General features: G+C 66.5%; 17 protein-coding genes. 5 read left to right on the forward strand and 12 right to left on the reverse strand.

Translation table 11 applies throughout. From position 1 onward, the window contains the following. Positions 1–2 precede the first annotated feature (2 nt). On the forward strand, positions 3–467 hold the full coding sequence (locus tag ACW175_RS12790) for a (2Fe-2S)-binding protein (RefSeq protein WP_492104823.1): 465 nt from the start codon (positions 3–5) through the stop codon (positions 465–467). Next, positions 464–2773 (forward strand): xanthine dehydrogenase family protein molybdopterin-binding subunit, encoded by a 2310-nt coding sequence (locus ACW175_RS12795; protein WP_492104824.1) that lies wholly within the window; start codon positions 464–466, stop codon positions 2771–2773. The genes ACW175_RS12790 and ACW175_RS12795 overlap by 4 nt, the downstream gene beginning before the upstream one ends. Positions 2774–3083: 310 nt before the next feature. On the opposite strand, the gene pstB is transcribed toward ACW175_RS12795, so the two are convergent. The 6 genes from pstB to ACW175_RS12825 all read right to left on the reverse strand — a co-directional run bounded on the left by pstB (position 3084) and on the right by ACW175_RS12825 (position 8856). After that, positions 3084–3890: a phosphate ABC transporter ATP-binding protein PstB gene (gene pstB, locus ACW175_RS12800; RefSeq protein ID WP_492104825.1), complete on the reverse strand. Its 807-nt coding sequence runs from the start codon at positions 3888–3890 to the stop codon at positions 3084–3086. Further along, on the reverse strand, positions 3887–4735 hold the full coding sequence (gene pstA, locus ACW175_RS12805) for a phosphate ABC transporter permease PstA (protein WP_492104826.1): 849 nt from the start codon (positions 4733–4735) through the stop codon (positions 3887–3889). The genes pstB and pstA overlap by 4 nt, the downstream gene beginning before the upstream one ends. A gap of 8 nt (positions 4736–4743) precedes the next feature. Next, positions 4744–5706, reverse strand: coding sequence for a phosphate ABC transporter permease subunit PstC (gene pstC, locus ACW175_RS12810; RefSeq protein WP_492104827.1), 963 nt, complete (start codon positions 5704–5706; stop codon positions 4744–4746). A 68-nt stretch (positions 5707–5774) separates the two neighbouring features. Continuing rightward, complete coding sequence (gene pstS / locus ACW175_RS12815) at positions 5775–6815, reverse strand: phosphate ABC transporter substrate-binding protein PstS (RefSeq protein WP_492104828.1); 1041 nt, start codon at positions 6813–6815, stop codon at positions 5775–5777. A gap of 102 nt (positions 6816–6917) precedes the next feature. Further along, on the reverse strand, positions 6918–7802 hold the full coding sequence (locus ACW175_RS12820) for a LysR family transcriptional regulator (RefSeq protein WP_492104829.1): 885 nt from the start codon (positions 7800–7802) through the stop codon (positions 6918–6920). 58 nt (positions 7803–7860) lie between these two features. Continuing rightward, entirely contained in the window at positions 7861–8856 is a 996-nt protein-coding gene (locus ACW175_RS12825; RefSeq protein ID WP_492104830.1) for a DUF4118 domain-containing protein, read from the reverse strand. Positions 8857–8965: 109 nt separating this feature from the next. Here ACW175_RS12825 and ACW175_RS12830 point away from each other — a divergent pair, with 109 nt between their 5' ends. From ACW175_RS12830 to ACW175_RS12840, 3 genes are all read left to right on the forward strand, one after another. Further along, positions 8966–9595 carry a recombinase family protein gene (locus ACW175_RS12830; protein ID WP_492104831.1) on the forward strand — a complete coding sequence of 210 codons (630 nt, stop codon included), beginning with the start codon at positions 8966–8968 and terminating at the stop codon, positions 9593–9595. 89 nt (positions 9596–9684) lie between these two features. Continuing rightward, on the forward strand, positions 9685–11028 hold the full coding sequence (locus ACW175_RS12835; protein ID WP_492104832.1) for a porin: 1344 nt from the start codon (positions 9685–9687) through the stop codon (positions 11026–11028). A 475-nt stretch (positions 11029–11503) separates the two neighbouring features. After that, positions 11504–13270 (forward strand): chloride channel protein, encoded by a 1767-nt coding sequence (locus tag ACW175_RS12840; protein WP_492104833.1) that lies wholly within the window; start codon positions 11504–11506, stop codon positions 13268–13270. 203 nt (positions 13271–13473) lie between these two features. Here the strand turns inward: ACW175_RS12840 and ACW175_RS12845 are convergent, their stop codons facing one another. The 6 genes from ACW175_RS12845 to ACW175_RS12870 all read right to left on the reverse strand — a co-directional run bounded on the left by ACW175_RS12845 (position 13474) and on the right by ACW175_RS12870 (position 21166). Further along, positions 13474–14811 (reverse strand): DUF1254 domain-containing protein, encoded by a 1338-nt coding sequence (locus ACW175_RS12845; RefSeq protein ID WP_492104834.1) that lies wholly within the window; start codon positions 14809–14811, stop codon positions 13474–13476. Between the two features lie 20 nt (positions 14812–14831). Further along, complete coding sequence (locus ACW175_RS12850) at positions 14832–15743, reverse strand: CE1 family esterase (protein WP_492104835.1); 912 nt, start codon at positions 15741–15743, stop codon at positions 14832–14834. Positions 15744–15766: 23 nt separating this feature from the next. After that, positions 15767–18196, reverse strand: a complete 2430-nt coding sequence (locus ACW175_RS12855; RefSeq protein ID WP_492104836.1) for a TonB-dependent receptor — start codon at positions 18194–18196, stop codon at positions 15767–15769. Between the two features lie 86 nt (positions 18197–18282). Continuing rightward, positions 18283–18912, reverse strand: coding sequence for a GntR family transcriptional regulator (locus ACW175_RS12860; RefSeq protein ID WP_492104837.1), 630 nt, complete (start codon positions 18910–18912; stop codon positions 18283–18285). 163 nt (positions 18913–19075) lie between these two features. After that, positions 19076–20446, reverse strand: coding sequence for an ATP-binding protein (locus ACW175_RS12865; RefSeq protein ID WP_492104838.1), 1371 nt, complete (start codon positions 20444–20446; stop codon positions 19076–19078). Then, a complete protein-coding gene (locus ACW175_RS12870; protein WP_492104839.1) occupies positions 20447–21166 on the reverse strand; it encodes a response regulator in 720 nt (239 codons plus the stop codon). Positions 21167–21171: the final 5 nt, after the last annotated feature.

A 21171-nucleotide genomic window follows, 5' to 3' on the forward strand; every position in this document is an offset into this window, starting at 1 on the left:
CCATGACCCAGTTCACGATCAACGGCCGGGCCGTCTCCATCGACGCCGACGAGGACACGCCCCTGCTGTGGGTGATCCGCGACGACATCGGCCTGACCGGCACCAAGTTCGGTTGCGGCATCGGCATGTGCGGCGCCTGCACGGTCCATGTGGGCGGTCGGGCGACGCGCTCCTGCATCACCCCGATCAGCGCCGTCGACGGGGCCGAGGTGACCACCATCGAGGGCCTGGACCCGGCCGGCCAGCACCCGGTCCAACAGGCCTGGCTGGACCTGCAGACTCCGCAATGTGGCTACTGCCAGTCGGGCCAGATCATGCAGGCCGCGGCCCTGCTGAAGGACTTCCCCGCCCCCACCGATGAAGACATCGACGCCACCATGAGCGGCAACCTCTGCCGCTGCATGACCTATGTCCGCATCCGAGCCGCCATCAAGCAGGCCGCCGCTGCGATGGGAGCGAAGTCGTGAGCCGCCTGCGAACGAAAAGCCAATCCGGCGGCTTGCTGTCGCGTCGCAACTTCCTGGTCGCCTCCACCGGCGCGGGCCTGGCCTTCGGCTTCTCGGCCCTGGTCGAGGCGGCGATGGATCCGGCTGTCCCTGGTGGCGCGCCACCGACCAAGTCCGGCCCCCAGTTCGAGCCGACCCTTTGGTTCGCCATCGATGGCGAGGGGATCGTCACGGTCAACATCATCCGCGCCGAGATGGGCCAGCATGTCGGCACCGCCCTGGCCCGCATCCTGGCCGACGAGTTGGACGTTGCCTGGGACAAGGTCCGCATCGTCCATGTCGACACCGACCCCAAGTGGGGCCTGATGGTCACCGGCGGCAGTTGGTCGGTGTGGCAGACCTTCCCGATCTTCAGCCAGGCTGGCGCGGCCGGACGCATCGCCCTGGTCGAGGCCGGGGCCAAGCTGCTGAATGTCTCGCCGGCCGGCGGGACGGCGCGCGGCGGCGTGGTCCATGTCGGCGGCAAGTCGATCTCTTACGGCGACATCGTCAAGCGCGGCGGCGTCGCGCGACAATTCACGCCCGACGAATTGGCCAAGCTGCCGATCAAGCCGGCCGCCGACCGCAAGCTGATCGGCAAGCCCGGCAAGGCCCTGGACATCGCCGCCAAGACCAACGGGACGGCGATCTATGGCATCGACGCGAAGGTCCCGGGCATGGTCTTCGCCCGTCCCAAGCTGCCGCCCACCCGCCACGGGGCCAAGGTGCTGTCGGTCGACGACAGCGCCGCGAAAAAGATCAAGGGCTACCTGCGCTGTCTGACGCTGGAAGATCCCTCGGACACCGTGCCCGGCTGGGTGCTGGTGATCGCCGAGAGCTATCCCGCCGCCCTGCGCGCCTCGGAACGCGTGAAGGTGAAGTGGGCCGCCGGACCCGGCGCCAAGGTCTCGGAAAAGGATCTTCAGGACCACGCCGCCAACCTGATCGCCAAACCTGACGGCGGCGCGCTGCTGGAGAACAAGACCGCCGACACCGGCCCGGCCTTCAAGGCCGCCAAGTCGGTGCTGGAGCAGACCTACACCGCCGCCACCGTGCTGCACTTCCAGCTCGAGCCCCTCAACGCCCTGGCCTTCGAGAAGGACGGGGTGATGGAGATCCACACGGGCAACCAGTGGCAGAGCCTGATCCTGCCGACCCTGGCCAAGGCCCTGGGTCGGCCCGAGACCAAGATCGTCATGCGCACCTACATGCTGGGCGGCGGCTTCGGGCGACGACTGAACGGCGACTACGCCGTGCCCGCGGCCCTGGCGGCCAAGGCGCTGGGCAAGCCGGTCAAGCTGGTGCTGACCCGCGAGGACGATGTGCGCTTCGACTCGGTGCGCTCGCCCTCGGTGCAGACCGTACGCATGGCCTTTGATGGGGCCGGAAACATACTCGCCCAGGAGCATCACGCCGCCGCCGGCTGGCCGACCCTGGCCAACGCCCCAGCCCTGATGCCCAAGGGCAAGAACGGGGTGGCCTACGACCCCTTCGCCATCTCCGGCGCGGACCACTGGTACGAGGTCGGCGCCCATAAGGTGCGAGCCATCAACAACGACCTGGCCAACGAAACCTTCCGTCCAGGCTGGCTGCGATCGGTGGGACCAGGCTGGACCAACTGGGCGAGCGAGAGCTTCATCGATGAGGCCGCTCATCACCTGAAGACCGATCCTGTGGCCTTGCGGCTGAAGCTGCTGACGGGCGCCGGCGCCAATGCCGGCGGCGACGCCAGCACCAAGGGCGGCGCCAAGCGCCAGGCCGAGGTCGTCAGGCGCGCCGCCGAAGCCGCTGGCTGGGGCAAGCCCTTGCCCAAGGACACCGCCCTGGGCCTGGCTACCAGCTTTGGCCAGGAACGCGACATGCCCACCTGGGTGGCCTGCGTCGCCCGGGTTCACGTGGATCGCGCCACCGGGGTGGTCACCGTCCACAAGCTCACCCTGGTGACCGACGCCGGGACCATCGTCGACCCCGACGGCGCCCGCGCCCAGACCGAAGGCGCGGCGCTGTGGGGCCTGAGCATGGCCCTGCACGAGGGAACCGAGTTCGTGAACGGCGAGGTCAAGGACCTGAACCTCGACACCTATACGCCGCTTCGGATCTCCGACACGCCGGAGCTGGACATCCAGTTCGTCGACAGCGTCGAGGTTCCGGTCGGCCTGGGCGAACCGGCGACGACGGTGGTGGCCCCGGCCATCGCCAACGCCATCTTCCGCGCGGTTGGCGTGCGTCTGCGCCATATTCCGATCAGCGCCGCCGATGTCCTCAACGGGCTGACAGGCCGCTCCTGAGCGCTTTGAGCGGTACGAACAACCGTCCCGGAACCGGCGCTTAAGAGGTGCTCAAACCACGCGGTGGAGCAGCAGCTCCGGATGATACCGCACACCGATCCAGAAGCGGCGTGAACGATCCTCCATCGCTTGGATCACGTTATTGTCCTGACGCGTGGCCACTGTGATGCCCACGCCCCGTCGATCGATGTGACCCGCCCCGGGTTCTCCGATGGCCCCGACCACAGGTTCTGAGCAACGCCTTCACGATGCGCGAACATAAATCGGCCGACAAATCGCTTGAGGCGCTCGACGGCTGGACCTCGTAGGTCTAGCCGAACCGGCCGCCGATATAGTCCTGGGTCTCCTGGGCCATCGGTTTCATGAAGATGTCCGATGTGGCGGCGAACTCCACCATCCGGCCCAGATACATGAAGCCGGTGTTGTCTGAGATCCGCGCGGCCTGTCCCAAGTTATGGGTCACGATGACGATGGTGAAGTCGCTCTTCAGCTCACCAATCGTCTGTTCCAGCTTGGCGGTCGAGATCGGATCGAGGGCCGAGGCCGGCTCGTCCAGCAGCAGGATCTCCGGCTCGACGGCGATGCCGCGCGCCACGCACAGGCGCTGCTGTTGCCCGCCCGACAAGGACAGGCCCGAGGCTTGGAGCTTGTCTTTCACCTCATCCCACAGGGCGGCCCGGCGCAGGGCCTTTTCGACCACCCCGTCCATGTCCTTGCGGCTCTTCCTCTCGTAGAGGCGCACGCCGAAGGCGACATTGTCGTAGATCGACATCGGAAAGGGCGTCGGCTTCTGGAACACCATGCCGATGCGCGAGCGCAACTTGGCGATGTCCTTGACCGCCAGCAGGTTCTCGCCCTCGTGGTCGATGGTCCCCGCCGCGCGCTGACCCGGATAGAGGTCGTACATGCGGTTGAAAGTCCGCAGCAGGGTGGACTTGCCGCAACCCGAGGGACCGATCAGAGCGGTGACCTGATTGCGCACGATGGGCAGGTCGACGCCAAACAGGGCCTGGGTCTTGCCATAGAAGAAGTCCAGGCCCTTGGCGCGCAGGGCGACGCTGTCGGCGGCCGGCTCGAGGATGTGCGCCAGGGTGTCGGTTTGGAAGGGCTTGGTCATGGACGAGTGTTCCCCCGCGCGATGATCACGCGGCCGATGATGTTGATCGAGAGCACGGTGAGGGCGATGAGCAGGGCCCCGGCCCAGGCCAGGGCGCGCCAATCATCGTAGGCGCTGAGCGCGTACTGGAAGATCACCGCCGGCAAGCTGGCCGTGGGCTTGGTCATGTCGAGGGCGAAGAACTGGTTGTTGAGCGCGGTGAACAGCAGCGGCGCCGTCTCGCCGCTGATCCGGGCGAAAGCCAGGAGACCGCCGGTCAGCAGCCCTCCCCCCGCTCCGCGCCAGATAATCTTGCGGATGGTCACCCAACGCGCCGCGCCCAGGGCCACCCCGGCCTCGCGCAAGGCGTTGGGCTGAAGCCGCAGTATATCCTCGGTGGTGCGGGTAACCACGGGCGCGGCGATCAGAGCGAGCGCCACGCCGCCCGCCAGTCCCGAGAAGCCGTGGAACGGCCGCACCACCAACTCATACACAAACAGGCCCACCAGGATGGATGGCGCGGACAAGAGGACGTCGTTCAGGAAGCGCACCGCGTGGCCGTAAGGCGTCGCCCCGCCATATTCGGCCAGCCAGGTGCCCGCCAGGATTCCGACGACGAGCGCGATGATCATGGCCACGGCGCACATCATGATCGAGCCGACGATGGCGTTGCGCAGGCCGCCCAGCGAGCCGGGCGCGGGGGTGTCACGGGTGAAGACGTTGAGATTGATCCCGCCCAAGCCCTGCTTGAGCAGCGACCACATGATCAGGCCAAGCGCGGCCAGCGCCAGCACCGTGGCGAGCGCGCAGAGCGCGACGAACACGGCGTTGGCGGCTTTGCGACGGAAGGCGCGGTCGAACTTCATGGCGGCCCTCAGTCGTAGCGTTGGCGCAACAACAGCGCCCGGGCGATGGCCAGCACGCTGAAGGTGATGACGAACAAGACCAGGCCGAGCGCCGTCAGGGCCGCGGTGTGCAGCTCGCCGGTGGCTTCGGTGAACTCGTTGGCGATGGTCGAGGCCAGGGTCGAGCCGCTGTCGAACAACGACTGGGGCAGGCCGTGGGCGTTGCCGATGATGAAGGTCACGGCCATGGTCTCACCTAGGGCGCGACCCAGGCCCAGCATGACCACCCCGACCATGCCGCTTCGCACATAGGGAATGGTCACCGACCGGATGACCTCGAATGGCGTGCAGCCGATGCCGTAGGCGCTTTCGCGCACCTGGGCCGGTACGGTCAGGAAGAGCTCGCGGAACACCGCCGCCATGTAGGGCAGGATCATCACCCCCAGGATCAGGGAGGCCGTGAAAATGTTGGCGCCGTTGGGCACGCCGTAGAACACCTTCTCCCAGATCGAGCCAGCCGGAATGTTCATCATCAGCGGGAGCTGGACGTGCAGGGCAAACCAAGGCGCCAGCACGAAGAGGCCCCACATCCCGTAGACGATCGACGGGATGCCCGCGAGCAGTTCCACGGCGATGGCGATGGGTTGGGCCAGGCGCTTGGGGCAGAACTCGACGAGAAAGACCGAGACGCCCAGCGCGATCGGCAGAGCGAGCAGCAGGGCCAGGGCCGACGTGATCAGGGTGCCGGCGATCGGTCCGGCCGCGCCGTAGACCTCGGTCACCGGGTTCCAGGTCGTGCTGGTCAAGAAGCCGAGGCCAAACTTGTGAAGGGCCGGCCAGCCGCCGATCACCAGCGACACGATGATACCGCCCAAGGCGGCCAGCAGCAAGGTGGCGGCCGACAGACAGGCGAACTGGAAGATCGGGTCGAACCAGGCGCCCTTGGAGGCGGTTCTGCTCGGCCTTGGCGCGGTCAGGGGGATGTCGGCCATGGGTTTCCGCTAAAGGAAATGGGCGGGAGCGCAGGTCTCCCGCCCGGTAGAAGGTCGAGGTCGGAAGCTTACTTGGAGACGTAGACGGGCTTGCCGTCCGGCCCCTTGATCATCGCCGCCCACTGCTTGCGCATCATGGTCTTCACCGAGGCGGGCATGGGCACGTAGTCGAGCGCGCCAGCCGCGCCGTCGCCGTTCTTATAGGCCCAGTCGAAAAACTTCAGCACCGACTGGCCTTGAGCCGCGTCGTCCTGCTTCTTGTAGACTAGGATGAAGGTCGCGCCGGTGATCGGCCAGGACTTGGCGCCCGGCTCGTCCAGCAGCAGCAGGTAGTTGCCCGGGGCCTTGGCCCAGTCGGCGCCGGCGGCGGCGGCGGCGAAGTTGGCCGCGGTCGGAGCCGGGAACTGGCCGGCCTTGTTCTGCACCAGGACGTAGGTGGCCTTGTTCTGCTTGGCGTAGGCGTATTCGACATAGCCGATCGCGCCGATCGTCTGCTTGACGAAGGCCGAGACGCCGTCATTCCCCTTGCCGCCCAGGCCCACCGGCCACTGCACCGAGTCGCTGGCGCCGACCTTCGATTGCCAGGCCGGGCTCTTCATCGACAGGTACGAGGTGAAGAGGAACGAGGTGCCCGAACCATCCGAGCGGTGGACGACGGTGATCGGCAGGGCCGGCAGCTTGACGCCCTTGTTGGCGCCGGCGATGCGCGGGTCGTTCCACTTGGTGATCGCGCCCATATAGATGTCGGCCAGGACCGAGCCGGTCAGATGCAGCTGGCCCGGATTGACGCCCGGCAGGTTCACGACCGGCACGACGCCGCCCATCACGGTGGGGAACTGCATCAGGCCCGCGCCGTCCAGCTCTTCGGGCTTCAGCGGCTTGTCCGAAGCGCCGAAGGCCACGGTCTTGGCCTTGATCTGCTTGATGCCGCCGCCCGAGCCGATGGCCTGGTAGTTCAGGCCAGTGCCCGTCTGAGCCTTATAGGTCTCGGCCCACTTGGCGTAGACCGGCGCGGGGAAGGTGGCGCCAGCGCCCGAAATGTCACCGGCTTGAGCGGCCGTGCCGGCCAGGAGGGCCACACCCAGGGCGGCCGCGAGCTTCTTCAACATCCGTCATCTCCTCGGGCGCCAGCAGAAGGCCGCCCCCGGATTGGGAATTAGACGGAAAATATAACAGTCACATGACGCGCCGTAAGATGATCTAACAAATGATCATTCGCCGCGCGGCGAATGGCCTTGGGCCAGGGCCTGGCTGCGACGCAGTTCCAGGCGCAGCCACATGACGAACCGCTCGGCCGCCTCGGCGGTCTCCGGCGAGGCCTGGACGCGCGCCGTGAGCCACTGTCCGGCCGAGACCTCCAAACCCAAGGCCGTCAGGCGTCCCGAGGCCAGATAGGACTCAGCGGCGAACACGCTGCTCAGCACGATCCCGCCGCCTTGAACCGCCGCATCCAGCGCCATGGCCGGATCGTCGAAGAGGTGGGCGCGCGGGGCCTTTCCGCTCGGCGCCCAGCGCGCCGCCCATAGACTCCAGCTGTCGGGCATGTCGGCGATCAGCGGCGAGCCGAGCAGGACCTTCGGGTGGGCGCCATCGAGCTTCGCGGCCAGGCCCGGCTCGCACATCGGCAGATAAAAGAGCTCGCACAGAGCGCCTTTGACCGCCTTCGGACTCCAGGTCAGGGCGATGTCCGCGCCCTCCCCGCCTTCGCGCGTGGAGACCTGAACCTCGACATCAGGCAAGGCTTCATTGAGCCGCCCGATCTTGGCGGAGAACCAAAGCCGTCCCAGGAGCGCCGGCATGGCGATGCCCAGGATCGCGCCGGCCCTCGGCCCCAGCACTTCGCGCATGGCTCGACTCAGCGATTCCTGAGCCTCGGAATAGGTCTGGGCTAGGCGCAGAGCCGCCGAGGACGGCTCCATGGCTCCACCCCTGCGCTCAAAAAGACGCGTGCCGAGATCCAGCTCAAGCCGGCGGATCGACTGACTGACCGCGCTGTGGGTGATCTGCAGCTCGCGCGCCGCAGAGGTGAAGCTGCGGTGGCGCGAGGCGGCCTCGACGGCGCGCAGAGCGGTAAAGGGCGGTGGTCTGTCTGACATGGTGATCGAGTCTAACGCAGGAAGTTGAACTTACAATGACTCGGATCGAATTCCCCGGTTAGTGCAGGGTCGAGGGCGCGTCGCGCAGGCCGTAGGCGCCGCCTTCCAACGGAAAGGTCAATTCGGAGACACGCCCCTCGGCGGCGCTGCGTGAGCTGAAGCGCCCCCTCAGCTGTTCAACCATGGCCTGGAGCATGGCCGTGTCCTGGCCAGATACCGGGAGCGGGTCGAGCGGGCGTTCGATCTCGGTGATCCGCAGCCTACCCATGCCGCAGTCGCCGCGCAGGCTGATGCGCATCAGGCCCGGATCGGCGGCGGCCAGGCGGACATTGAGGCACTCCAGAAGCACCAGGGCCACGGATGTGGCCTGCTCGGTCGAAAGCCATAGTCCGCCGCGCTCGAACTCGATGCGCACGGGCGGGTGCTCGCGCGCTGACAGGGTGGCGTCGAGCAACTGACGGGCGAAGGCGTCGAAGTCGAGCAAGTCGCCAGGTTCGCTAGAGAAGCTGCGATGGGTCTTTGAAATCAGCATCGTGCGGGCGGAGGCCTCCGCCAAGGCGCGCGCCACGGCCTTATCGGGCTCGTCGCGCGCCTGAAGCTGCAGGATCGCCGCGACCAGTTGCAGATGGTTGGTCACCCGCTCGTTCAACTCGCCAAAGAGGCTCGCGTGGGCCTGGGCCAGTTCCTCGGCCTTGGCCTGCGCGGCCTTGGTGGCCGCCATAGCGCGCGACATGCCGGTGATGAAATAGATCGCCACCGCCGAGGTCATGGCGAAGAACAGCAGCGAGGTCAGCGAGTCGAGGTCCGTCTTGATCTCGAACTCGGGCCGGGCGAAGCGAAAATAGCCAATCGCCGCCGAAAGCACCGCGGCGACCACGGCGGGCCTGGCGCCCAGCACATAGGCGCTGACCAGAACGACGGGGTAGAAGACGGTATAGGCGTGATTGGCGCCGAACACGGGATCGAGCGCCCAACGCGCCGCGAGGCCCGCGGCCACGAGGCCCAGGTTGATCGCGTGGGCGCCGAGGCGCTCCAAACGGTGTGCTCGCAACATGCGTCTCCACGTCCTAGCCCAGTAAGCTTTACGACAGAGCTGAGACGGTTTCACGACAACGGCGAAATGTCACGCGTCGGCCCGCCAAGCATTGTAAGTTGAACTTGACATGCTCGGACACGATCCCCAGCCTTTGGGCATGCGTTTAGCCTATGTTCAGCTCGGCGGCGGCTTCCCCAGCCTGGAGGCCCAGGTGTTGCGGATCATACCGCTGCGCCCGGACGACTACACGATCGAGGAGACCCCGAGCGACGCGGCGCGCCGCCGGGTCAGCGAGCGTCTGGAGTCCCTCGGCGCGGGCGACCGCCTATGCGTCTGGTCGCTCGACGTGTTCGACGGTCCGGCCAAGGACATGAGCGCTCTGATCGCGAGTCTCCTTGAGCGCGGCGTGGTGGTGGAAACCTTCGACGAGGCAGGCGAACCCGTTGAAATTGGGGGAACAGTCGCTGAGAGACTCCTTGTCGCGTGGCTGGGCCGCGTGTTCGCGGAGTGCAAGGCTGTCCCGCGGCGACGCACCGCCGCGTCCCATCTGGAAGTCCTCTCCAACGAGGACATCGCCGAGATCCGGCGCCTGGCGCGCGCGGGTCTTACGGCGCGCCGCATCGGGTTGATTTTCCGGCGTTCGCCCAAGTGCATTGAAGGCGTCCTGGACGCGGCGTGCCAGCAAGCCGCGCCCAGGGACCCGCACGCCAGCCAGCGCTCTTCAATCGCAGCGCCCCCTCGCCAAGCCCGACGTTAAGTTCAACTTACATCTAACTGTCATCAAGCTGAACTAACACCCCGTTTTGACCCTACCCAGCAAAGGGAGGGCAAACGAGGGGTTTTTCCATGAAGTCCAAGATGTCGCTGCTTGCCGGAGCAGCTTTTGGCGCCATTCTGGCCGCTAGCGCCGCCCTGCCCGCCAACGCCGCGCCGGCCAAGAAGCATCGGGTGGCCGCGCCGAGCGCCCAGGCCGCCGAACTGGCCGCCCTCAAGGCGCAGGTGCAGGCCCTGACCGAGCGCCTCAACGCGCAGGAAGCCGCTCAGGCCCAAACCCGGGGCCAAGCCCAGCAGGCTCAAGCCCAGGCGCAAGCCGCCAGCGCCCAGGTGCAGGAAGTGCAGACCAAGGCCGACGCGCAGATCAAGATGATCCCGACCCAGGTCAGCACCGCGGTCGCCGCCGCAGCGCCCAAGCCCAAGAAGGCTTGGACCGACGACACGGTGATCTCAGGCCGGATGTATTATGACGTCTCGAACGTCAGTCAGAAGACCAATGGCGCCAAGGTCGCGCCCAGCGGCACCGGCTTCGACATCAAGCGGTTCTATATCGGCGTCGATCACAAGTTCAACGACGTGTTCTCGGGCAACGTCACCACCGACTTCCAGTATTCATCGGCGATCTCGGCCACCGAGCTCTACATCAAGAAGGCCTACCTGCAGGCCAAGGTCTCTGACGCGCTTGTCATCAAGCTGGGCTCGACGGACCTGCCTTGGGTGCCCTTCGCCGAGGACATGTATGGCTATCGCTATGTGGAAAACACGCTGATCGACCGCACCAAGTTCGGCACCTCGGCCGACTGGGGTGTCCACGCCTCGGGCAAGTTCGCCGGCGGCAAGGTCAACTACGCCGTGTCGGTCACGGACGGCGCCGGCTACAAGGCCCCGCTGCGTTCAAAAGGGATGGATATCGAGGGCCGCCTCAGCGTCACCCCGATCGATCACCTGACCCTGGCGGTCGGTGGCTATTCGGGCAAGTTGGGCAAGGACACTCAAGGGGCGACCAACGTCCGGCACACGGCCACCCGCTTCAACGCCCTGGCCGCCTACGCCACCAAACAATACCGGTTCGGCGTCGAATACTTCTCGGCCAAGGACTGGAACAACGTCACCACCGTGGCCGAAGACAAGGCCAATGGCTACTCGGTGTTCGGCTCCTACAGCTTCAGCGACAAGTTCGCCGCCTTTGGCCGCTATGACTGGGTCAAGCCCAACGACGACACCGCTTCGAACAAGAAGGACAACTATTACAACATCGGCCTGACCTACAGCCCGGCCAAGATTGTCGACTTCTCGCTGGTCTATAAGCGCGACAGCGTCGAGAACGGCACGCTGAGCACGTCCAACGGCGTGATCGGCGGAACCAACAAGGGCACGTACGATGAGATCGGCCTGTTTGGCCAATATCGTTTCTAGAGCATTTTCCGACGAAGTGGACACCGGTTCGTTGTCAGAAAATGCGTTAAAACAAAGGGCTAGAGCATTTCACCGATCCAGTCGGATCGGAAAATGCTCTAGTCGCTAGCGACCGGCGATTATCGCCGGATCGGCGCGAAGGGGGTCGCCGCGAGCGGCCCCCTTTTGCTGTCCGCGCGGCGCCTCGCTTGCCCACGCGGGCGTCAGAAAATTCCAGAGCCCACGATCAGCACGCCGATCATCACCGCGATCAACGCCAAGGTCGTGGCGTCGGAGGGACCAAAGGCGCCGTCAGGACACTTGGGGCGTTCCTTATGGCCCATCCCTGGTCTCCCAGCCTCATTGACGAGGTCTTCCCGCACCCGCTACGCAGTGCGTTAGTAGAACTTACGCCGACTATCAGGCTGGCAAGCGCTTCCGCGGGCGCGGCCGGCGCGCGGCTTGGGTTACCGATCCACCGCTTGTCGAGCCTATCATGCCCCTGCCGCTCCCCCTGCCCGCCCCCTCCGCGACTCGCTGGCTGGGCTGGCTGCGTCGACGCACTCGGTCCAGCGAACTGTGGTTGATCGCTGTAGCGGTCCTGATCGGCGCGGCGGCGGGGGCGCTGGCGGTATTGCAAGCCAAGCTCGCCCATGGGCTGCAAGGGCTGCTGTTCGGCATCAATCTGGATGAGCGACTGAGCGCCCAGAGCGCCATCGCGCCCTGGCGCGTGCTGTCAATTCCACTGGGCGGGCTGGTGCTTGGCGCGCTGACCTGGTCCTGGCTGACCTATAGGCCGCGACCGGCCGTCGACCCGGTCGAGGCCAACGCGCTACACGGTGGTCGCCTGTCGCTGAAGGACAGCGCCTTCATCTGTGTCCAGACCCTGATCTCCAACGGCTTTGGCGCTTCGGTGGGGCTGGAGGCGGCCTATGCGCAGGCCGGGGCGGCCGTCGCCTCGTTCGCGGGCCGGAAGCTCAACCTGCGCCGCGCCGACATGCGCACCTTGGTGGGGGCCGGCGCGGGCGCGGCCATCGCCGCGGCGTTCGGCGCCCCCCTCACGGGCGCCTTCTACGCGTTCGAGATCGTTATCGGAGCCTACACCGTCGCCAACCTGGCGCCGGTCGCCGCCGCGACCCTGGCCGCGGCGCTGGTGGCGGGCCGCATGGGCGCTATTCCCTATCTGCTAAGGACGACGACCCCGGCGATTCAGTCCTGGCTCGACTATGGCCTCTACGCCCTCCTGGGCCTGGCCTGCGCGGCGGTCGGCATAGGCCTGATGCGTCTGGTGGCCGTGGCCGAGCGCGGCGTGGCTCGTAGCGGCCTGCCGCGTGGATGGCGTCCCGCCGCGGGGGGCGTGGCGCTGGCGGGCTTGGCGATGATCACGCCCCAGACCCTGTCGTCCGGACACGGGGCGCTGCACCTGGATCTGATTTCGGACCTTGGCCTCAAGACCCTGCTGATGCTGGTGACCCTCAAGGCCCTGGCCTCGGTGCTGTCCTTGAGCTTTGGCTTTCGGGGCGGGCTCTTCTTCGCCTCGCTCTTCCTGGGCGCGCTGATCGGACAGATCTTCTCAGCCCTGTCCGTGCTGGCCCCGTGGTTGCCGGGCTTGGATCCGACCGTGGCGGCCCTGGTGGGCATGGCGGCCTTGGCGGTGGCCGTGGTCGGCGGCCCCTTGACGATGTCGTTCCTGGTCCTGGAGGCGACGCGCGACTTTTCGGTGACGGCCGCGGCTCTGGTGGCCTCGCTGATCGCCAGCACCATCGTGCGCGAAACCTTCGGCTATTCCTTCTCGACCTGGCGGCTGCACCTACGCGGCGAGACCATCCGCAGCGCCCATGACGTCAGTTGGCTGCGGCCGCTGACAGCGGGCCGGATGATGCGCAAGGACGTCCAGACCACGTCGTCGGCGACGACCTTGGCGGAGTTTCGCCGTCGCTTTCCTCTCGGTTCGACGCGGCGGGTGGTGATGGTCGACGAAGCCGAACACTACGCCGGAGTGATCGTCACCGCCCTGGCCTATGCCGAGCCTGGCGGCGACGAGCGACCTGTGTCGGCGCTGGCGGTCAATCCAGACGCGGCTCTGACGCCGGAGCAGTCGATCAAGGACGTGATGCGCGCGTTCGACAGCACCGAGGCCGACGAGCTGGCCGTGGTCGACGCCGAACGGCGGGTCATCGGCCTGGTGTCCGAGGCCCACGCCACGCGGCGCTACGCCGAGGAGCTTGAAAAGGTTCGGCGGGACCTGACCGGCGAGACCTAGCGCCGCCAGCCACCAGCGCATGGCGACAACCTTTAGAGGCCTCAATCGTAAGGCGCCCGGCAGGCCGCGTCGGCGCATGTCTAGAGCATTTTCCGACGAAGTGGATACCAGTTCGTCGTCAGAAAATGCGTTAAAACAAAGGACTAGAGCATTTCACCGATCCAGCTGGATCGGACAATGCTCTAGCTCTAGCGCGCCGGGAGCTAGTCCGCTCGCCGGAGGGGCGGAACCCGCCAGGACCGTTTCCTGAGCTCGCTGCGCGGCAGATAGGCGCGCAGAGCCAGGCGCATGCGCCCCGCGGGAGCAGGAAGCCAGTTGGCCGCCTCGGCGCCTTGCGGACGATCGCGCTGGATCAAGATCTCGAAGCCGCCGTCGGGATCCTTGATCAGCCCCGGCGTGCGGTCTCCGATCGCGTATCGGCCGATCGGATTTTCGGTGAAGAAATAACGCCCCTCCGGCGTGACCTCGTACAGGGTCAGCGACCAGAAGGCGTCGACCGGCACGCCGCCCGGGGGCACACGCCATCGATAAGACGTCGTCCCCATCAGAGGCTCTCCGCCGCCGTCGAAGTTGGCGTGGAAGTACATCGCCTCCTCCTCGCCGAGCGCCGCGATACCGCCCAGCGCCACCGCGGCGCGCAGTTGGTCGTTGTCGCCGAAGTCTCCGATTCCGGGAGGCTGGTAGCTCCATCCGTCGACCGCATAGTCGCGGAAACGGAAGGTTTCGCGCAGAATCTCCAGCGCGCCAGGAATGGTCGCGCGCCAGCGGTCCAAGAGCGCCTGGGATGGCAGGTCCGCCGCGCCGATCCCCTGAGCGGCGAACTGGCGCGCGCGGGGAAACTGGCCGCCTCCGCCCGGAGAGCGGGCGATGACCTCGTTGACGAGCGACAAGAACCGCGCGGGATCATTCACATCGCCGGCGGCCGCGTCGAAGCCGCGCGGAGGCGGACGGTCCGCCGGAACGCTCAGCGTCAGCCCGCCCTGGAAGGCCTGGGCGGCGGCCAGGTCGGCCGGTCCATCCACGAGCGTGCGCATCAGGGCCCAGACATCGTTGCTGGGCGAGCGGATCAGGTTGACCCCTTCAGGCGCGGCGCCCTTCCAGGTCGGCCCCACGATCCAGTAGCGACCGCCACGCCCCTTGGTCGCCCGCGTGCCGACATAGGCGAACACGTCCGTGAAGGCGCTCATGAAGGCCAGCGAGAAATAGCGGTCGGTCGAGCTTGGGACAGTCAGCTCGACCGGGCCGCCCGACAGCTCCAGGAAGATCGACGAATAGATGGTGTCGTTGTTGGGCGCGGTGACCTGGTGGGAGGTGTGGTCCATCAGTTGGGACCGGTGCGAGATGACGTTTAGTTTGCCGGCCTTCCCGATCGCGCCCGTTCGCTCCTGCTCGATGCGCGCCTGCTCATAGAGCGGAAATGCGTAGAAGAAGGCGCGCTGGAACGGATCACGCGCCTGTTGAGCCAGGGCGGCCAGCGCGCTTCCCGACGGCAGGAGCGCCGAGGCGGCGAGCGCGGACTTGATCAGATGACGACGATGCATCGGCTTAACTCCAACGGACCCTAGTTTCGACGCGCGTTGCGGCTGAAGAACCGCCAGATGACCTCGGTCGCGTCGACCTGGTCATAGCGGGCCCGTTCCAGCCCCCCGACGTCGCGCGCCGGTCCCGGCCAGGTGTGGCCGGCCGACTTCAGGCGATACAGGACCACCTCCCCGCCCTTGGCGCACTTGGCGTAGGTCTCGACCGTCACGTCGCCCTTGGCCTCCACAGAAGGCCCGTCCACGCAGCCATCGGCGCGCCGCCAGAAGTCCACCGCGTAAGCGACGTCGCGGAACGGCCGCGCCTGCGAGCGGCCCACGAGCGCCATCGGCGAGGTCCCGCCCCTGAACGGCACGATATCGTCCTGCTCGCCATGCATGATCAGCACCGGGACGGGCGTCGCCGGCGGCGTCTCGTCCCCGAACATCGCGCCCGAGACGACGGCGATGGCCGCGATGCGCGGCGCCAGCGCCACGCCGACGCGGTAGGTCAGCATGCCGCCGTTGGACAGGCCCGTCACATAGACGCGAGTCAGGTCGATGCGATGGTCGCGGGCGATGTCGTCGATCATCGCGCCAATGAAGGCGACGTCGTCGGTGTCCGAGGTCATCGCGAAGCCGCAACATCCACCGGCGTTCCAGGTCCCCATGTTGGCGTTGCGCCCAAGGCCGTTTGGGAAGGCCACCGCGAAGCCCTCCCGGCGAGCCGTGTCCAGCCAGCGCGGCGTCATGGTGCGAGCGTTGCCGCCGCCGCCGTGCAGAGCGATGACCAGAGGAACCGGACTGGACGCATTGACCGGCGCATCGAGCAGATAGTTCCGGTCGACACCGCCCACGTGGAGGTTCCGCACGGCCGGACCGGCCTTTTCCTGGGCCCAAGCTGTATGACAGTTCAGCGCCAACACGGCGACCATGGCGACCAAAATGGATTTCATCTGTTCGATCCTTGCTCCGGCGCTCAGTAGCGTAAGGTCAGTTCCGCACCGTAGATGCGAGGCTGGTTCCAGAATTCGGCCGTTCCGACGACGTTGAGCACATAGCGCTCGTTGCTCAGGTTTCGGCCGGTGACGGAAAAGCGCCAGTTGCGCCCCTCGACGCCGATACGGGCGTCGTAGAGCGTGTACCCGGCATAGGCCCGGCTGTTGTCGGGCGTCTCGAAGCCGCCGTGGGCGTACTGGGCGCTGCCGCCCACGAAGCCGCGCAGGCGGCCGATCGGCTGGGTGTAGAGCAGGTTCGCCGTGACCTGGGCGTCGCGCAGGCGCGGAACCTGCTTTCCGTTCAAGTCGATCGTCACGCCCTGGCTGATCTGGCTGGCGCCCTTCTCGAACGCGCCATCGGACGTCGAATAGGACACCCGTGTCACCAGCCGTCCAGGTCCGACCCGGAAAACACGGCGCGCCTCGGCCTCGAAGCCGTAGACATGGGCGTCGCCGGCGTTGGACAGGATGAAGCCGCTCGATCCGGCCGACGGCGCTGTGACCACCTGAACCTGATTGGTCCAGGTGTAGTAGACGGCGGCCTCGGCGTTGAAGCCGAATAGACGCCCCTTCCAGCCGGTTTCATAGTTGTAGGCGTACTCGGCGTCGTAACGCAGGATCCGCGGCAGCAGGGCGCGGGTCACCGACGGCGGCAGGTTGGTGTTGAACCCGCCCGACCGATAAGCGGTGGCGAAGCGCCAATAGATGTTCTGCTCGTCCGCCAGGTTCCAGCGCAACGACACCGTCGGCGTGTAGAAGCTATTGTCGAAGCCCGTGCGGATGGTCGCCGTTTCGTTCCCGGCCGCGCAGGCGGGCGCCGCCAGGGTCGGCGGACAGAACTGGACCGTGGCGGCGCCGGAACCGCCGATGGGCGCCAGCAACCCCGTCGGGACAGCTCCGGATCCAAAATAGACCAATGGATCCTCGGACCACCGCTGGAAGTCGTAATCGCGGCTGTCGTGCTGCGCCCGCAACTCCAGCCCGAGCAGCCACCGCTCGGTCAGCTTCGCCTCGATCGCCCCGAACAGCGAGACCGAGTCGACAGTCTCGTTGAAGGTGTCGTGGTTCATCGTGCCGCGTCCAGCCTGCCGCGCGGCCGCCGAGAAGGTGGTCGTCGCGCCGAGGGCGGCGGTCCCGACAAAGCAGCCGGGCGTCTCGGGTTGCGCCATCCCAGTATAGGCGGGGCAATCGAGCGGCTCGGTCACGACCTTGTCCCTGGAGTTCAGGAACTCCGCGCCGAACAGCCAGCTGACGCGGCCACCGTGCTTTGACGCGAAGGTCGCTTGAAGCACATCCCTCCGGTAGTTTTCGGATTGGGGCCGAGAATAGTCCGGATACCTGACCGCCGCCCCGGGAGCCACGTCCGTCAGCGACAGGCCCACGAAGTGATCGTCATCTTCGTTCGTGCGGGCGCCGTCGCGCTCGCGGTGCGACGCACGCAGGGCCATGTCGGCCCAGCCCAGATCAACATCGGCCCGTAGAGATACCCCCTTTTCCTTGATGTTGGTCCGCCCTTCCCTGTTCTGGTTGGCCCGCGTGTCCGGCCCGGGATCAAGCGTCGGACTCCGGGCCAGGCCCGTGAAACCGGCGGCGCTGCTATCGTAATACTCGGCCATGCCCCCCAGCGTGACCTTGGCCGAGGGCCGGGCCTCGATGGTCAGCCGCGCGCCCTTCGAGTCCTGGGTGTCGGTGAAGTCTCCGGTCGTCGTATTGACGATGAAGCCATCGTGCTGGTCGCTGATGAAGCCGCCGAGCCTAGCGGCGACCTTGTCGCCCAGGGGCAGGTTGACGATCGCCTCCAAGTCGGTCCGGTCCGGATCCGACCGACGGACCGTGGCCGTCCCTCCGAAGTCGGGCTTTGGCGCGTTGGAGATGACGTTGACGGCGCCGCCGACGGCATTGCGCCCGAACAGCGCGCCCTGCGGACCGCGCAACACCTCGACCCGAGAATTATCGAACAGGTCCATGCGCGTCAGCGATCGACCGCCGAAGCCGCCGCCCGAACTGTACAGGCCGTCGCGATAGAGCCCCGTGGCGGTCTCCGTGAACCCGACGCGGCCGCTGCCCTGCCCCCGGATCGAGATGTCGTTCAGATATTCCGGACCGGAGGTGACCAGGGTCACGCCCTGCACCTGTCGGAGATAGTCCTCCATGCGGTCGAGCACGAGGCCCTGACGATCCGCCTCGGTGATCGCGGTGACCGCCGCGGGGACGTCGCGCAATTGCTCTGCCCGGCGGCGTGCGGTGACAACAACCTCGCCGACATCGCCAGCGGCCTGGGCATGCGCCGCGCCCGCAGCCAGAAGCTCCGCCAGCACGACGAATGCGACGCCGCCCAACATGGCTCGCTGGCGCGCCGCGCCTTGGCGGCGAGCCCCTTCATCGGCCGCGGCCGTCCAAGCTCGTCTCATCGTCACCCTCCCTCACGGCGTCTGCGCGCCTTATGCCGAGGAGGCTATGCCAAGAGGATAGCTACTGTCTATAAATTGTCGACAATTTATGTCGTCACCTTCAGGGCGGCGGTCAGGGAGTCGACGTGGGTCAGTTGCGCTTGACGGTCGGCCTCGTCCCCATCGCGCCGCACAATGGCGTCGACGAGGTCCCGCCAGCGCTGGGCGGCCCGAGTCCTCAAGGCCTCCGTGGTGAAGCCGTAGGGACCGAAGTTGTGCGCGGCGCCCGTCCGTACGTCCAGGATCAGCGACCGAAGCCGACTTCCCCTGGCGACGTCGAGCACCACAAGACCGGCGCGCAGGGTTTGGCGGAAGAACTCCTGAGGCTCTATCCCCTCGCCCGCCATCGCCTCCAGTCGTTCCACCTGCCGCCAAAGCGCTGATATATCATCATGAGTTCGTGCAGCGGCGGCCTTGCGCGCCGCGAGCCCGAACAGCACCGCGCTGATTTCGACGCTTTCGCGCGCCTCTTGGTCGGACAGCCGCGCAACGGCGGCGCCTTTCATCGGCTCCATGTGCACAACCGAGCGGGTCGCCAGGATGCGCAGGGCCTCGCGCACCGGCGCGCGACTAACCTTGAACCGCTCCGACAGCTCGACTTCTCGAAGGCGATCGCCGGGCTTGTAGACGCCCGTCTCGATTAGATAGGCCAGGTCCAGCGCGACCCGGTCGGCCACGGACCGATTTCTTCTTTGCTGCAAGTGTGGAGGGGGAGTCTTGGACATTGCCTACAATCTTGAATCTTTCTTGATCGTAGCAAGCTTACTCACTGAAGCGTAGCCGCGGTAGGAGCCGCCTACATCCGGTGTCTCAGGCTTGAGCAAGAGGTTCCAAATAGCCCTAGACGCCTTCACGCCCATCGCCTTGCCCGATCGGCAGGGTGATGGTCGCCAGGAGCCCGCCGCCCGAACGATTGCGCAGCGCCAATGCCCCTCCCTGGGCGATAGCAAGCGCCGTTACAATGGACAGGCCAAGACCCGCGCCACCCAAGCTCCGCCCGCGTGAAGGCTCCAGGCGCTCGAACGGCTCCAGCATTCGTTGCAAGTCCGTCTCGGGGATTCCGGGACCGCGATCAGCCACCTCGATGGAAATGCGGTCCGCATCGCGCCACGCGCAGATCCGTGCCGCGCCTCCGTAGCGGATAGCGTTGTCGATGAGATTTCCCACCATCCTGCGCACGGACTGACGGGAGCCGTGGAACGGCAAGGCTTCCCCCGCAGGCGTGAATTCGAGGCTTTCGCCATCGAGCGGTCGCGCCGCGACCAACGCCGCCAACTCTTGCCCGACGTCAAAATGTTCGAGGCGCGGCGGCGAGGCATTGTCACGGGCGAATATGAGGGTGTCATCCAAAAGAAGCGCCATCTCGGCGATATCCCGCTCGGCACATTCCCGATGATCGGCGTCCTCAATGAACTCGATGCGAAGCCTCAGCCGGGTCATGTAGGTGCGCATGTCATGCGCTACCGCCGCGAGAAGCCGAGTACGCTGATCCACCAGATCGCGAATGCGGTGCTTCATGTCATTGAAGTCGCTGCTGAGATCGCGGATCTCCCGGAGCCCCGAAGGCGTCAGGTCGGGTCCGTCCATGGCCAGCGAGAAACGCCTCACCGCCGCCGCGAGGTCGCTGACAGGGCGGGCGGTCTGCCGCACCGTTACGACAAGGACCCCGGCCAGAACCGCGACGATCCCGCAGAAGAGCAGCAAGGCGCGAATAATGAATGTCCGCACGACGCGGGAGGGCTTGCGCTCGACAATTAGGACGTTGCCGTCATGCAGGCGCAAGGACATCCGGACCGGCCATCCTTGGGCCTCGCCGTGGCGAAGATAGGCCAGCCAATAGCCCCGACGCAGATCAATCCGAAACTCCCGGTCGCTCAGGGCGTCGGCATAGCCCTTGAAGAGCGGCCCCAAGGGCCCTGGCGGAGGGCCAATTTCGCGCCGGCCGCTGGGCGGAAAAGTCGGCGCCAGATAGGCCGTAATCACCGAGTTGTTGACCGCGCGCAGAATACGGTTCTGCTCAGCGGGTGTCGCGCCTTCCAGGGCCTCGGCGATCGCCAAGGTTTCCCGTGGCAAAGGCATGTCCATGGTTCCGGCCTGTCCGCGAAACACCGGCACGACGAGAAGCCATATCACTAGAGACAGAACCAGGAAGAGGCCGATCGCCAGTATGGCGGCCATTCGCGTGGAGAGGTTGTCGAACGGCCTGATCATTCAGATACGGCCGACGCTAGCCGCGAACAGGTAGCCGCCGCCGCGCACCGTGCGGATCAACGCCTCGCCGCCCGCCTGCGTCGCGAGCTTGCGGCGCAGACGGCTCAACTGCACGTCGATGCTGCGGTCATAGGGAGCCGCGCTGCGCCCCTTGGTCCAGTCCAGCAGTTGGTCGCGATTGAGCACCCGTTGAGGGTGCTGCAAGAAACTCATCAGCAGGTCGAACTCGCCACTGGTGAGGTCGACCTGCGATCCATCCGGCGTCGTCAGATCCCGGCTCGCGGTGTCCAAACGCCAGCCGTTGAACCCCAGCACTTCGCGGGGGGGCGAGGGTGTGGGTGAATGGGCGTCGCGAGTGCGTCGGAGAATGGCTTTGACGCGGGCTATGAGCTCTCGGGGATTGAACGGCTTTGAAAGATAGTCATCCGCACCGATCTCCAGCCCGATGATTCGATCGATATCCTCGCCCTTGGCGGTGACCATCAGCACCGGGACAACGCCGTCGGCGCGCAGCCGGCGGCAGATCGACAACCCGTCCTCGCCAGGCAGCATCACATCCAGCACGGCAAGGTCCACGCGCCGCTGCGCGTGAAGGCGATCGAACTGCGCCGCGTCGCCGCAGACCTCGACCTCATACCCCTCCCGCCGAAGCAGATCCGCGACCATTCTCCGGATTTCGGGATCATCCTCGACAATAGCGACCAGGGTGGAACGGTTCATTGCGG

It is taken from the genome of Caulobacter sp. FV1ye6ST (assembly GCF_058681225.1).

Bases quoted from the DNA above. Each gene is read 5' to 3' on its own strand.
- ACW175_RS12790 (WP_492104823.1), top strand. From the start codon at position 3: ATGACCCAGTTCACGATCAACGGCCGGGCCGTCTCCATCGACGCCGAC.
- pstB (WP_492104825.1), bottom strand. From the start codon at position 3,890: ATGACCAAGCCCTTCCAAACCGACACCCTGGCGCACATCCTCGAGCCG.
- pstA (WP_492104826.1), bottom strand. From the start codon at position 4,735: ATGAAGTTCGACCGCGCCTTCCGTCGCAAAGCCGCCAACGCCGTGTTC.
- pstC (WP_492104827.1), bottom strand. From the start codon at position 5,706: ATGGCCGACATCCCCCTGACCGCGCCAAGGCCGAGCAGAACCGCCTCC.
- pstS (WP_492104828.1), bottom strand. From the start codon at position 6,815: ATGTTGAAGAAGCTCGCGGCCGCCCTGGGTGTGGCCCTCCTGGCCGGC.
- ACW175_RS12820 (WP_492104829.1), bottom strand. From the start codon at position 7,802: ATGTCAGACAGACCACCGCCCTTTACCGCTCTGCGCGCCGTCGAGGCC.
- ACW175_RS12825 (WP_492104830.1), bottom strand. From the start codon at position 8,856: ATGTTGCGAGCACACCGTTTGGAGCGCCTCGGCGCCCACGCGATCAAC.
- ACW175_RS12830 (WP_492104831.1), top strand. From the start codon at position 8,966: ATGCTCGGACACGATCCCCAGCCTTTGGGCATGCGTTTAGCCTATGTT.
- ACW175_RS12835 (WP_492104832.1), top strand. From the start codon at position 9,685: ATGAAGTCCAAGATGTCGCTGCTTGCCGGAGCAGCTTTTGGCGCCATT.
- ACW175_RS12840 (WP_492104833.1), top strand. From the start codon at position 11,504: ATGCCCCTGCCGCTCCCCCTGCCCGCCCCCTCCGCGACTCGCTGGCTG.
- ACW175_RS12845 (WP_492104834.1), bottom strand. From the start codon at position 14,811: ATGCATCGTCGTCATCTGATCAAGTCCGCGCTCGCCGCCTCGGCGCTC.
- ACW175_RS12850 (WP_492104835.1), bottom strand. From the start codon at position 15,743: ATGAAATCCATTTTGGTCGCCATGGTCGCCGTGTTGGCGCTGAACTGT.
- ACW175_RS12855 (WP_492104836.1), bottom strand. From the start codon at position 18,196: ATGAGACGAGCTTGGACGGCCGCGGCCGATGAAGGGGCTCGCCGCCAA.
- ACW175_RS12865 (WP_492104838.1), bottom strand. From the start codon at position 20,446: ATGATCAGGCCGTTCGACAACCTCTCCACGCGAATGGCCGCCATACTG.
- ACW175_RS12870 (WP_492104839.1), bottom strand. From the start codon at position 21,166: ATGAACCGTTCCACCCTGGTCGCTATTGTCGAGGATGATCCCGAAATC.